This is a genomic window from Rhizobium sp. BK289, from assembly GCF_014193575.1.
In the GTDB taxonomy this organism is placed as follows: domain Bacteria; phylum Pseudomonadota; class Alphaproteobacteria; order Rhizobiales; family Rhizobiaceae; genus Rhizobium; species Rhizobium tropici_C.
Genome location: NZ_JACHZO010000001.1, coordinates 576,271 through 588,748 on the forward strand (window position 1 = coordinate 576,271; position 12,478 = coordinate 588,748).

General features: G+C 62.1%; 12 protein-coding genes. All 12 read left to right on the plus strand.

Annotated features, from left to right (window positions below):
* Window positions 1-38: 38 nt before the first annotated feature.
* Window positions 39-998, plus strand: a complete 960-nt coding sequence (locus FHT84_RS02660) for an ABC transporter permease (RefSeq protein WP_112345211.1) — start codon at window positions 39-41, stop codon at window positions 996-998.
* A 3-nt stretch (window positions 999-1,001) separates the two neighbouring features.
* Entirely contained in the window at window positions 1,002-1,877 is an 876-nt protein-coding gene (locus tag FHT84_RS02665) for an ABC transporter permease (RefSeq protein WP_112344936.1), read from the plus strand.
* Between the two features lie 20 nt (window positions 1,878-1,897).
* Complete coding sequence (locus tag FHT84_RS02670) at window positions 1,898-2,812, plus strand: dihydrodipicolinate synthase family protein (RefSeq protein WP_113250406.1); 915 nt, start codon at window positions 1,898-1,900, stop codon at window positions 2,810-2,812.
* Window positions 2,813-2,817: 5 nt separating this feature from the next.
* Window positions 2,818-3,834, plus strand: coding sequence for an ABC transporter ATP-binding protein (locus FHT84_RS02675; protein ID WP_112345212.1), 1,017 nt, complete (start codon window positions 2,818-2,820; stop codon window positions 3,832-3,834).
* A complete protein-coding gene (locus tag FHT84_RS02680; protein WP_112344938.1) occupies window positions 3,835-4,788 on the plus strand; it encodes an ABC transporter ATP-binding protein in 954 nt (317 codons plus the stop codon).
* Window positions 4,789-5,015: 227 nt separating this feature from the next.
* A complete protein-coding gene (locus FHT84_RS02685) occupies window positions 5,016-5,900 on the plus strand; it encodes an AraC family transcriptional regulator (protein ID WP_112344939.1) in 885 nt (294 codons plus the stop codon).
* A 202-nt stretch (window positions 5,901-6,102) separates the two neighbouring features.
* Entirely contained in the window at window positions 6,103-7,188 is a 1,086-nt protein-coding gene (locus FHT84_RS02690; RefSeq protein ID WP_112344940.1) for a sugar ABC transporter substrate-binding protein, read from the plus strand.
* An 85-nt stretch (window positions 7,189-7,273) separates the two neighbouring features.
* The gene (locus tag FHT84_RS02695; RefSeq protein ID WP_112344941.1) at window positions 7,274-8,095 is read left to right on the plus strand and encodes an ATP-binding cassette domain-containing protein; all 822 of its coding nucleotides are present in this window, start codon (window positions 7,274-7,276) and stop codon (window positions 8,093-8,095) included.
* A complete protein-coding gene (locus tag FHT84_RS02700; RefSeq protein WP_183760864.1) occupies window positions 8,092-9,342 on the plus strand; it encodes a sugar ABC transporter permease in 1,251 nt (416 codons plus the stop codon). Before FHT84_RS02695 ends, FHT84_RS02700 begins: the two co-directional genes overlap by 4 nt.
* 25 nt (window positions 9,343-9,367) lie before the next feature.
* Window positions 9,368-10,096: an SDR family oxidoreductase gene (locus FHT84_RS02705; RefSeq protein ID WP_112345213.1), complete on the plus strand. Its 729-nt coding sequence runs from the start codon at window positions 9,368-9,370 to the stop codon at window positions 10,094-10,096.
* The gene (locus FHT84_RS02710) at window positions 10,096-11,727 is read left to right on the plus strand and encodes an FGGY-family carbohydrate kinase (protein ID WP_112344943.1); all 1,632 of its coding nucleotides are present in this window, start codon (window positions 10,096-10,098) and stop codon (window positions 11,725-11,727) included. Before FHT84_RS02705 ends, FHT84_RS02710 begins: the two co-directional genes overlap by 1 nt.
* A 175-nt stretch (window positions 11,728-11,902) precedes the next feature.
* Entirely contained in the window at window positions 11,903-12,301 is a 399-nt protein-coding gene (locus tag FHT84_RS02715) for a cupin domain-containing protein (RefSeq protein WP_112344944.1), read from the plus strand.
* Window positions 12,302-12,478 lie beyond the last annotated feature (177 nt).

Here is a 12,478-nt window from a genome sequence, read left to right on the forward strand (position 1 = left end):
CTCTGTGGCCGGCGCCTTCCTCGACACATAGGTTCGATATGCTTCACTATGGTCTCAAGCGTCTGGTAGTCGGCATCGGCATGCTCATAGCCTTGAGCGTGCTGGTCTTTGTGTTGCTGCGGCTGACGCCTGGCGATCCGATCGATGCCTATATCGATCCGAGCACGCCTCTGTCTCCCGCAGCCATGGCCGATCTGCGTGAGCGGCTCGGGCTGGATCGGCCGCTGCCGCTGCAATATGTCGGCTGGCTGCAGCAGGCTCTGCAGGGCAATCTCGGTTATTCCGTCAAGCGGCTGGATCAGCCTGTCTTGACGCTCGTGCTGTCCCGCATCGGTCCGACGGTGCTGCTGATGGGCTCTGCCCTGATCATGGCGATCGTCGCCGGCATTGTCGCTGGCGTCATCGGTGCCGTCAGGCGCAATTCGGTCACGGATATCTCGCTCTCCGTACTGGCGCTCGCCGGCATATCGAGCCCGGCCTTTCTGAGCGCGCTTCTTGGTCTTTATATCTTTGCCGTGCGTCTCGGCTGGCTGCCCTCGGGTGGCATGCTGACGCCCGGCGAGGACTTTTCCATCAGCGACCTGCTTTGGCATCTCATCCTGCCGGCCGCACTTCTGGCGATCGCGCAAGCCGCGCTCATCATGCGCTATATGCGCGCTTCGCTGCTGGAGGTCCTCAACCAGGATTATGTGCGCACGGCGCGGGCCAAGGGCGTGTTCGAGTTCTGGGTGATCGTCAAGCATGCCCTGCGCAATGCGCTCCTGCCTGTCGTCACCGTCATCGGCTCGACCATAGGGCTGGCGATCGGTGGTGCGATCTTCGTCGAAAGCGTCTTCAACTGGCCAGGCATGGGCCTGCTGCTCGTCGATGCGGTCACGTCGCGCGATTATCCCGTCATCATGGGGGCGACGCTCGTCATCGGCGCCTGCGTCATCATCGTCAACCTGCTGACGGATCTCGCCTATGCGGTGATCGATCCGCGCATCAAGGTGGGTTGAGCGATGCTGGCGCGAACCGAACGACCAAGCCATGGGCCACTTGCCCGGGCATTCGATCGCTTCCGGCTGAACGGGGCTGCCCTTTTCGGCGTCTGCATCGCCGTGCCCATGCTGCTGCTGATCGTCACCTATCCGCTTTGGTGGCGGTTCCAGCCCAACGACATCGATCTCCTGGCCATGAACGCGCCACCCAATGCGACGCACTGGTTCGGAACGGACGGCGTCGGGCGCGATGTCTTTGCCAGAGTGCTTGAAGGCGGCCGTATATCGCTGATGGTCGCGGCAGGTTCCACAGTCATTTCGGCCATTATTGGCTTTCTGTTCGGCTTCGTGTCTGCCTTTGCCGGCCGCTGGGCGGATGCGCTCAGCATGCGCTTCGTCGATCTGGTCATGACCTTGCCGCCGGTGATCTTCCTGCTGGTGCTGGCCTCCATCACCGGCACGGGCATTTTGCCGACGATAACAGTCATATCGCTGCTGTCCTGGCCGTTATTGGCCCGCATGGTGCGTTCCAGGCTGCTGGAACTGCGCGAACGCGATTTCGTCACCGCTGCGCGCGGCATGGGGGCAGGGCTGCCGCACATGCTGCTGCGCCACGGCATGCCGAACTGCATCGATATTCTGGTGGTCTACGCCACGACGCAGGTCGCCAATGCGATCCTCTTGGAGGCCGGGCTTTCCTTTCTCGGGCTCGGCATTGCACCGCCCGCGGCGAGCTGGGGCAATATGCTGAATACGGCCCGATCCACAGCCGTTCTTGAACAATATCCCTGGCAATGGCTGTTTCCCGGCGCCGCGCTGGTGCTTGCCGTCCTTGCCATCAATTTCATCGGCGACGGGCTGAGGGATGCCTTCGATCCGCGCGCCGAGCTTCGTTGAACCCAAGAAAGAAAGAGACAATGAGCAAATTCAAGGGCGTGGTGCCTCCCGTCGTAACGCCGCTGAACGACGATTTCACGGTGGATTACCCATCCTATACGAGGGTGCTGGAGCATCTCATTGATGGCGGCTGCCACGGCGTCTTCGTGCTGGGCTCCACCAGCGAAGTCGTCTTTCACGACGAAAAGACGCGGCGCGAGATTATCGAGCATTCCGCCAAGGTCGTGAACGGTCGCGTGCCGTTGCTGGTCGGCGTCATCGACCCCACGACCGACCGCGTGATCGCGCATTCGAAAATCGCAAAAGAGATCGGTGCCGACGCCGTCGTCGTCACCGCTCCCTTCTATACCGTGACCAGCCAGTCAGAGATATTGGACCATTTCCGCTATATTCGGGATGCCGTCGATGTACCGCTCGTCGCCTATGACATCCCGGTCTGTGTGCACGTGAAGCTGCAGCGCCAGACCGTGGTCGCCCTCGCAAAAGAGGGGACCATCATCGGATTGAAGGATTCCAGCGGCGACGACGGCAATTTCCGCTATGCGCTGCTCGATCTTGCCGATCACAAGGATATCTTCCTGATGACGGGCTCCGAAATCGTCGTCGACAATGCGCTTCTGATGGGCGCGCATGGCATGGTGCCCGGCATCGCCAATGTCGATCCGCATGGCTATGTGCGGCTGTGGGATGCCGCACAGCGTGGCGACTGGGCGGCGGCCCGGCGCGAGCAGGAAAGGCTTTGCCGCCTGTTCGAGATCGTCTGGGTCGCGCAGGGGCGCGTCAGCGGCGGTGCCGCCGGCATCGGTGCCTTCAAGGCAGCGATGAAAAGTCTCGGCATCATCGATACCGCTATCATGCCCCGTCCGCGCGCGGCGCTGAATGCGGAGGAAACGGCCAGGATCGATGCGATCCTGAAGAATACGGGGCTGTTGTAGGTATGATGATGGTGGCTGCCCAACCCGTTCTCGATATCAGGGGCCTCACGACCGTCTTCCGTACCCGCGGCGGCGAGTTGACCGCTGTCAGAGATATCGACCTGACCATCGACGCGGGCGAGACGCTGGCGCTGGTCGGCGAATCCGGCTCGGGCAAGTCGGTGACGAGCCTTTCGGTGATGCGGCTGCTGACGCGTAATGTCGGGAGGATCGCAGCCGGCAGCATCAGGCTGCGGGGCAGGCAGGGTATCGTCAGCGATCTTGCGGCGTTGGACGACAGCCGTATGCGCGAGATCCGCGGCGGCGATATCGGCATGGTATTTCAGGAGCCGATGTCGAGCCTCAATCCGGTGCTGACAATCGGCGATCAGATTGCCGAGCCGATCCGCATTCATCGGGGGGCAGATCGTGCCACCGCGATGCGTGAGGCGATCGCGCTGCTGGAAAACGTCGGAATTCCCGATGCGCAACGCCGCGTCAGGCAATATCCGCATGAACTATCCGGCGGGATGCGCCAGCGCGCGACCATTGCCATGGCACTTGCCTGCGATCCCGTGCTTTTGATCGCAGACGAGCCGACGACGGCGCTCGACGTCACGATACAGGCGCAGATCCTCGATCTCCTGCAGCGACTACAGCGGGAGCGCGGCATGGCGATCCTCTTCGTCACGCATAATCTCGGTGTGGTGGCAGAGATCGCCGATTGCGTCGCCGTCATGTATGCCGGCCGGATCGTCGAGGAGGGGCCGACGGAAGCCGTGTTCCGCAATCCGAGGCATCCCTATACACGCGGCCTTTTGGCCTCCATGCCGCGGCTTGGCGAGGCGACACGGATGCGGCAGGCCGGAGAGCCGCTATACGCCATTCCCGGTGCCGTGCCGAGCCTGATGCGAATGCCATCCGGCTGCGCCTTCGCGCCGCGGTGCGCCCATGCGATCGAGGCTTGCAGCGCAACGGTGCCGTCCCTCGAGGCCGTCGACGCAAGCCATGCGAGCCGCTGCATCCGCTGGCGGGAGATTTAGATGACGGAAGCGCTCGTCTCCGTTCGGGATCTTGCCAAGGATTATGTGTCCCGCGGTGCAAGGCTTTCCATCCTTCGTGATATCTCCTTCGACATCGGGAGAGGCGAAGTGGTGGGTCTCGTCGGCGAATCCGGCAGCGGCAAGACGACGATCGGCAGGTCCATCCTGCGGCTGGTCGAGCCATCGGCTGGCAGCGTGCGCTTCGACGGCACGGAACTGACCAGGCTCGGCGCCGGCGGTCTGAGGCGCATGCGGCCGCGCATGCAGTATATTTTCCAGGATCCTTTCGCCAGTCTGTCGCCGCGCATGACCATCGGCGAGATCCTGACCGAGGGGCTGAAGATCCAGCGCATCGGGGGCCGTATCGATCGGCTGGATCGCGCGCGGGCGGCGCTCGAACAGGTGGATCTGCCGGCGGACGCCATCAATCGCTATGCCCACGAATTCTCAGGCGGCCAGCGCCAGCGGATCGGCATTGCGCGCGCACTTGCGCTCGGGCCGGAGTTTCTGGTCGCCGACGAACCCGTCTCGGCACTGGATGTCTCCATCCAGGCGCAGGTCATCAATCTGCTGCGCGACCTACAGCAACGCCTCGCGCTTACCATGCTGTTCATCTCGCATGATCTTGCCGTGGTCGAATATCTCTGTGATCGCGTCATCGTGCTTTATCTCGGGCGGATCATGGAGATTGCCGCAAGCGCTGATCTCTACGCCAGACCGCGACATCCCTATACGCGCGCTTTGCTGTCAGCCATCCCGTCGCCGGACCCGGATCGCAGGCGTAACAGGCAAATTCTGAAGGGCGATATTCCGAGCCCGGCAAACCCGCCAAGTGGCTGTGTCTTCCGAACGCGCTGCCTCTTCGCGCTCGACGCCTGCGCGACGACAGTTCCGCAATTGCGGGAGGTCGCGCCGGGGCAGTTCAAGGCCTGTATTCGCGACGATCTCGATTGATCCCGCTTTCGGGCTCATACGGGTCTCGCTATGCGGTTGGCTATGCCGCACTGCACATTTGACCAAACGGGCCGCCTTTGATGTCAAAAAAGTATCGGTTGGACGTACAAGGCGTAGTAGCGGCGGGCGGCTATGAGGGGTAGGGTTACCACATAAAAGATGCGATGGCCTCTGGGAGGAGGCGCCGTAACCGTAACGAATGCGGACGGACGAAAGGAGGTTTGCCGATGAATCCCGATTTGGAAGTGGTCGCGATCGGCAGCGGAGAATCCTTCAAAGCGTGGGAGCACGGTTATCCCTACCGCACGGTTCGCTGGCATTTTCATCCCGAATATGAAATCCACCATGTCGTCGCGACAACAGGCCAATATTTCATCGGTGACTTCATCGGCGAGTTCGAGCCCGGCAATCTGGTGCTGACAGGACCGAACCTCCCGCATAATTGGGTGAGCGACGTACCGGTCGGCGTCACCCTGCCGTTGCGCTGCCGCGTCCTGCAATTTTCCGAATCCTTCTTTGCCGATGCGAGCAAGGTCTTCCCGGAACTGTCGGCCTGCGCCGGCATTCTTGAGACGAGCCGCCGCGGTGCGCTCTTCACGCCTGAGACGGCTGTCATCGTTGGCCCGATCCTCGGCGAGCTGGTAGAGGCGTCGGGCATCCGCCGCATCGAGCTCTTCATGAATATTCTCGACGCTATGAGCCGCGCTGAAGGTACGCGCACGCTCGCCAGCGCCGGTTATCAGCCGGATCCCTCAGGCTTCATGTCGGCGGGCGTCAACCAGGCGCTGGCTTACATCAATGCACATCTCACCGAGCCGTTCAGTGAGTGCGATCTGGCCGAATTGACCGGTCAAAGCCCAAGCGCCTTCTCGCGCAGCTTCCGCCGCCATACCGGCATGGCGCTGGTGCAGTATGTCAATCGGCTGCGCATCAACTTCGCCTGTCATCTTTTGATGAGCAAGGCCGAGATGACGATCACCGACATCTGCTTTGCGGCAGGCTTCAACAATATCTCGAACTTCAATCGGCGTTTTCTGGATCAGAAGGGCATGGCGCCCTCCCGGTTCAGGTCGCTCTTGGCACAGCACGCACGCGCGGTGGAGGCCGCCTAACACAAGGGAGGACAGGGAGGAGAGACAAAATTCAGGGCGAGCGAACGGGCAGGCATCTCTGCCGTCCGAAGGAGAAGGCTTGTCCGAAATTACCGTCGCGTCGGTCTGAGATCGCCTTCGGCGACGCATCAACAAGAGCATCGCGTGCGGACAGCCGCGATGATCGAGGGAAACCATTACCACTTGGAACGGAGAAATTCCAATGAACCATTTCGCACTGAAAATCGCCGGCATAACCGCGCTTGCGGTCGGTCTTCTGGCCGGCACTTCCGCCTTCGCGCAATCCGCCAAGGTGACGGACGCAACCGTCGCCTTCCTGATGCCCGACCAGAGCTCGACGCGCTATGAGGAGCACGATTTCCCTGGTTTCCAGGCCGAGATGAAGAAGCTCTGCGCCGGTTGCAAGGTCATCTACCAGAACGCCAATGGCGATGCCTCGCGTCAGCAGCAGCAGTTCAATTCGGCGATCTCGCAGGGTGCGAAGGCAATCGTGCTCGACCCGGTGGACTCGACGGCCGCCGCATCATTGGTGAAGCTCGCGCAGAGCCAGGGCGTGCGCGTCATCGCCTATGACCGGCCCATCCCGTCGGCGGCCGCCGACTACTACGTGTCCTTCAACAATGAAGAGATCGGCAAGATGATCGCCAAGTCACTGGTCGATCATTTGAAGGCGAAGGGCGTGAAGGCTGGCGATGGCGGCCTTCTCGAAATCAATGGCTCGCCGACCGATGCTGCTGCCGGCCTGATCAAGAAGGGCATCCATGCCGGTCTGGCCGACGGCGGCTATCCGGTGCTGGCCGAATTCGACACGCCGGAATGGGCACCGCCAAAGGCGCAGCAATGGGCAAGCGGCCAAATCACCCGCTTCGGCAAGAAGATCCTCGGTGTCGTCGCCGCCAATGACGGCACGGGTGGTGCGGCCGTCGCTGCCTTCAAGGCCGCCGGCTACGATCCGGTGCCGCCGGTCACGGGCAATGATGCGACCATTGCCGGCCTGCAGCTCATCATTTCGGGCGATCAGTATAATACGATCTCCAAGCCGAGCGAGATCGTGGCGGCTGCTGCCGCCAATGTCGCGATCGAGCTGCTCTCCGGCGAGACGCCGAAGGCCGACACGAAGCTCTTCGACACGCCGACCAAGCTCTTCACGCCGGCCCTGGTCACGTCCGAAAACCTGAAGGCCGAGATCATCGACAAGACGGTCAACGGCAAGCCGATCCAGACGCCGGAACAGCTCTGCAACGACCGTTATGCCGATGGCTGCAAGAAACTCGGTATCGGCAGCTAAGGCTGCTCCTCCCAGTCTCCGGCCGCTTCGGCGGCCGGAGGCAAAACGCATCCGATAGCATTTCAACCCGAGAAGGTGGCGAGTCATGAGTAACGCTTCCGATCATAGAGCCCCGTCCGGCGAGCTTGTGCTCAGCCTCAAAGGGATCTCCAAACACTTCGGCGCCGTCTCGGCACTGACGGATATCAACCTCGATGTGCATGCCGGTGAAGTGGTGGCGCTTGTCGGCGACAATGGCGCCGGCAAATCGACGCTCGTCAAGGTTCTGGCCGGTGTCCATCAACCGAGTGCGGGCACCATCACATTCCGTGGCAAGCAGGTAACGCTCAGCGATCCCGCAACGGCTCTTGATCTCGGCATCGCCACGGTTTTCCAGGATCTGGCGCTCTGCGAGAACCTCGATGTCGTCGCCAACATTTTCCTCGGCCGGGAACTGAGTCCGCTGAAGCTCGACGAAACCGCGATGGAGGTTCGCGCCTGGACTTTGCTCAATGAGCTTGCCGCGCGTATCCCGAGCGTACGCATCCCCATCGCATCCCTTTCGGGCGGCCAGCGGCAGACGGTGGCGATCGCCCGTTCGCTGCTGCTCGAGCCGAAACTCATCATGCTCGACGAGCCTACCGCAGCGCTCGGCGTCGCACAAACCGCCGAAGTGCTGAACCTTATCGAACGCGTCCGCGACAAGGGGCTCGGTGTCATCATGATCAGCCACAATATGGAGGATGTGCGCGCCGTTGCCGACCGCATCGTCGTACTGCGCCTCGGCCGCAACAACGGCATCTTCTATCCAGATGCCTCGAACCAGGAACTCGTCAGCGCCATCACCGGAGCCACGGAAAACGCCGTGTCGCGACGGGCAGGGAGGCGTCAGGCCCAGCAGGAATTGAGGGAAGGGGGCCAGCCATGAGCCAGGACAGCAAGCAATCGACCATGCTGCTTGACCGCAGCGACGTCCGGGTCAATCATGACACCGGGCTTGGCGCGACCATCCGCTCCTCCATCGACAAGGTTCGTTCCGGCGATCTCGGCTCGCTGCCCGTCGTCGTCGGTCTCGTCATCATCTGGACGGTGTTCGGCACGCTGAACCCGACCTTCCTTTCAAGCAACAACCTCGCCAATCTGCTGTTCGATGCTTCGACCGTCGGCATCATCTCGCTCGGCATAGTCTGCGTGCTGATGGTCGGTGAGATCGATCTTTCCGTCGGCTCGATCAGTGGCTTCGCTTCGGCCATGGTCGGCATGCTCTGGGTGAATGAGGGCTGGCCGGTGGCCTTGGCGATCCTGGCGGCGCTGGTCGTCGGTGGCGTGATTGGCGTGATCTATGCCGTGCTGTTCAACCGCCTGGGTATGCCGAGCTTCGTTGCCACATTGGCAGGCCTTCTCGCCGTACTCGGCATGCAGCTCTATCTGCTTGGCGCCACCGGCTCGATCAATCTGCCCTATGGCTCGGCGATCGTGAATTTCGGCCAACTCCTTGTCATTCCTCGACCGCTTGCCTATCTCTTCGCGCTCATTCCGGGTGCGGTCCTGCTGGTGACCGGCTTGGGTACTGTGCGGCGACGCAAGCAGGCGAACCTCTCCGCGCCCTCCGTCGGCGGCCTGCTGGCGAAGGCGGCTGTGATCACCGTGGCCTTGGAGTTCGTCGCCTTCTATCTCAATCAGGATCGCGGCATTCCCTGGATGTTTGCCCTGTTCGTGGTGCTTGTTATCGTCATGGACTACGCACTGACGCGCACGCAATGGGGCCGGTCGATGTCCGCCGTCGGCGGCAATCGCGAGGCAGCGCGCCGCGCCGGTATCAACGTACGCAGGATCTATACCAGCGCCTTCGTTCTCTGCGGCATGTTCGCAGCCCTTGGTGGTGTGCTGGCGGCGGCACGTCTCGCCTCTGCCAGCCAGCAGGCGGGTACAGGCGACGTCAATCTGAATGCGATTGCGGCGGCCGTCATCGGCGGCACCAGCCTCTTCGGCGGCCGCGGCAGCGCCTATTCGGCACTGCTCGGCATCATCGTCATCCAGTCGATCGCGAGCGGCCTCACCATGCTCGATCTGTCGTCGGCGCTTCGCTACATGATCACTGGGGCAGTTCTTGCCATTGCCGTCATCGTCGACTCGCTCGCCCGTCGTTCCCGCGCCTCGCATGGGCGCGGCTGATTTCTTCAAGAAGGTAAGGATTGCTATGAGACAGGATTTTGCCGGCAAGGTCGCCGCCATCACCGGGGCTGCGTCTGGAATTGGCCTGGAATGCGCCAAATCGCTATTGAACGAGGGCGCCAGTGTCGCCCTCGTCGACCGGGCTGAAGACAGCCTGAAAAGCCTTTGCGCAGAACTAGGGCCGAACGCCTTTCCCGTCGTCGTCGATCTTCTGAACCCAGAGAGCGTAGCGACGATGATGCCGCAGATTCTTGGCAAGTTCGGCAAGCTCGATATCTTCCATGCCAATGCCGGCGCCTATATCGGCGGGGAGGTTGCGGAAGGCGATCCCGATTCCTGGGACCGTATGCTGGATCTGAATATCAACGCGGCCTTCCGCTCGGTTCGCATGGTGCTGCCGCACATGATCGAGCGCAAAACAGGCGATATCATCATGACCAGCTCGATCGCCGGTCTGGTGCCGGTGGTCTGGGAGCCGATCTATACGGCGTCCAAGCATGCCGTGCAGGCCTTTACGCACACGGTTCGGCGCCAGGTCGCCAAGCATGGCATCCGCGTTGGCGCCGTGGCGCCGGGGCCGGTGGTAACGGCACTGATCAGCGACTGGCCACAGGCAAAGCTTGACGAAGCGATTGCCGCGGGCGGCCTGATGGAGGCGACCGAAGTGGCGGAAGCGGTGCTCTTCATGCTATCCAGACCGCGTAACATCGTAATCCGGGATCTGGTGATCCTGCCTTTGAGTACGGATCTCTGATGACGGCACCTTATTTCATCGGCATCGATGTCGGCACCGGCAGCGCCCGGGCCGGGGTTTTCGATGCGCATGGCCATCTGCTCGCCGCCGCCAAGCGGCCGATCACCATCTGGCACGAGGCCGGCAGTATCGTCGAGCAGTCGAGCGAGCAGATATGGAAGGCGGTTTGCGACAGCGTCAAAGAGGCTGTCGCAGCGGCAAAGATAGCGGCCGGTGACGTTTCGGGCATCGGTTTCGATGCAACCTGTTCACTGGTCGCGGTCAAGGCGGATGGCCGGCCCGTGGCTGTGGGACCATCGGGCGATGCCGATCGCAATATCATCGTCTGGATGGATCATCGCGCGGCCGGCGAGGCGGCGGAGATCAATGCCGGCAACCATGCCGTGCTGCGCTATGTCGGCGGCCGTATCTCACCCGAGATGGAGACGCCGAAGCTCTTGTGGCTGAAGCGAAACCTGCCGCAATCCTTCGCGGCAACGGATCATTTCTTCGATCTCGCCGACTATCTGACCTGGCGCGCAACCGGCTCGCTGCAGAGATCGGTCTGCACGGTCACCTGCAAATGGACCTATCTCGCCCACGAAAAGCGCTGGGACGCGCAATATTTCAAGGATATCGGCCTTGGTGAGCTGGCCGACGAAGGCTTTGTGCGGATCGGTACAGAAATCGTCGAGCCGGGTACCGCACTCGGTGGCGGCTTGAACGAAGCTGCCGCCGGCGATCTTGGCCTCGTCGTTGGTACGCCGGTCGGTGCGTCGTTGATCGATGCCCATGCCGGCGGCGTCGGCACGCTTGGCGGCCAGGGACCGGACGGCAAAGCCGATGTCAGGAACAGGCTCGCCTATATCTTCGGCACCTCCGCCTGTTCGATGGCGTCGAGCGATGACGCTGTGTTCGTCGATGGCGTTTGGGGACCCTATTATTCGGCCATGGTGCCTGGCCTCTGGCTGACGGAAGGCGGCCAGTCTGCGGCAGGGGCTGCGATCGATCATCTCGTTACCATGCATCCGGCATCCGGCGAGGCGCATCAGAAGGCCGAGACGGAAGGCTTGTCGCTCGTCGCCTGGCTGGACCGGCAGGCCATGAAGGCGAGCGGAAACACATCCGACGCCGTAAAGCTCGCGCAATCCATACAGGTCGTTCCCGAGTTCCTCGGTAACCGGTCGCCCTATGCCGATCCTGATGCGCGCGCCGTCATTTCCGGCCTTGGGCTCGAAACCGGCATCGACGATCTGATCGCTCTTTATGTCGCCGGCCTCTGCGGTATCGGCTATGGCCTCAAGCAGTTGCTCGAAAAGCTGGCACAGGACGGGATCACCTGCGATCTCATCATCGCCAGCGGCGGGGCTGCCCAGAGCGCATTGGTACGTCAGCTTTTGGCGGATACGACCGGCAGGTCGGTCGCTGTCGCCGATACGGAGGAGCCCGTTCTTCTCGGTGCGGCCATGCTCGGCGCTACGGCTGGCGGACATCGCGGCTCGCTCGTGGAAGCCATGGCTGCCATGTCACGGCTGGCGAAGAGGTTCGAGCCGGCGGATGGCGCCGTCAAGGCGCTGCATCAGCGGCGTTACGAAGCCTTCGAGCTGCTGCAGTCGGCAGATCGCAGCATCCGCGCCTTGATGTCGCGATGAACATGGCTGCACGGTCAACCCCAGGGCACTTGCTACGTCCTCCCACTCGAAAGGGATTTATCGTCCCTATTCATAAGTCTATGCGTGAACGGCCCTCTACCGCTCCGTGAATCGTGAGCTAAGTTAATTCCCACACGGTCGCGCCAACGCAGCCGATTTCAGGAAGGACGTCATCATGGACATCAAGAAGAACGGCACGCAACCCTCCGGCAAAGGCCCCTCCGACTGGTTCACCGGTACGGTCAGGATTGACCCGCTGTTTGCTGCCAATGACGCCCGCCGGGCCGCCGCCGGCAGCGTCACCTTTGAACCTGGCGCGAGGACGGCATGGCATACCCACCCGCGCGGCCAGACCTTGATCGTCACCGCCGGCCTTGGCCTCGCTCAGCGCGAAGGCGGCCCGGTCGAGGAGATCCGGCCCGGGGATGTCGTCTGGTTCGAACCGAACGAGAAGCACTGGCACGGCGCTTCGCCGACAACAGCCATGACCCATATCGCCATCCACGAACATCTCGACGGCAAGGTGGTGGATTGGCTGGAGCATGTGACGGACGAGCAATATCACGCAAGGTGAAGGTCCAACCCCGCGATCGGGCCAGCACCGAGCGGATCGCTCGCGAACACTCAATTCCTGCCATGACTTGGCCATAAGTCAGCCGCACGAGGTCCATATAGACGGAACCCTGCCGCTTCCACGGCGCTGGCCTAACGATCCAATGCCCGCGATGCAACTGAGCTCGCGATGGCAGCA

What these genes read in the sequence shown, in the direction of transcription:
- FHT84_RS02705 (WP_112345213.1), top strand. Translation starts at nt 9,368, where the DNA reads ATGAGACAGGATTTTGCCGGCAAGGTCGCCGCCATCACCGGGGCTGCG.
- FHT84_RS02685 (WP_112344939.1), top strand. Translation starts at nt 5,016, where the DNA reads ATGAATCCCGATTTGGAAGTGGTCGCGATCGGCAGCGGAGAATCCTTC.
- FHT84_RS02710 (WP_112344943.1), top strand. Translation starts at nt 10,096, where the DNA reads ATGACGGCACCTTATTTCATCGGCATCGATGTCGGCACCGGCAGCGCC.
- FHT84_RS02675 (WP_112345212.1), top strand. Translation starts at nt 2,818, where the DNA reads ATGATGGTGGCTGCCCAACCCGTTCTCGATATCAGGGGCCTCACGACC.
- FHT84_RS02670 (WP_113250406.1), top strand. Translation starts at nt 1,898, where the DNA reads ATGAGCAAATTCAAGGGCGTGGTGCCTCCCGTCGTAACGCCGCTGAAC.
- FHT84_RS02700 (WP_183760864.1), top strand. Translation starts at nt 8,092, where the DNA reads ATGAGCCAGGACAGCAAGCAATCGACCATGCTGCTTGACCGCAGCGAC.
- FHT84_RS02665 (WP_112344936.1), top strand. Translation starts at nt 1,002, where the DNA reads ATGCTGGCGCGAACCGAACGACCAAGCCATGGGCCACTTGCCCGGGCA.
- FHT84_RS02690 (WP_112344940.1), top strand. Translation starts at nt 6,103, where the DNA reads ATGAACCATTTCGCACTGAAAATCGCCGGCATAACCGCGCTTGCGGTC.
- FHT84_RS02715 (WP_112344944.1), top strand. Translation starts at nt 11,903, where the DNA reads ATGGACATCAAGAAGAACGGCACGCAACCCTCCGGCAAAGGCCCCTCC.
- FHT84_RS02695 (WP_112344941.1), top strand. Translation starts at nt 7,274, where the DNA reads ATGAGTAACGCTTCCGATCATAGAGCCCCGTCCGGCGAGCTTGTGCTC.
- FHT84_RS02680 (WP_112344938.1), top strand. Translation starts at nt 3,835, where the DNA reads ATGACGGAAGCGCTCGTCTCCGTTCGGGATCTTGCCAAGGATTATGTG.
- FHT84_RS02660 (WP_112345211.1), top strand. Translation starts at nt 39, where the DNA reads ATGCTTCACTATGGTCTCAAGCGTCTGGTAGTCGGCATCGGCATGCTC.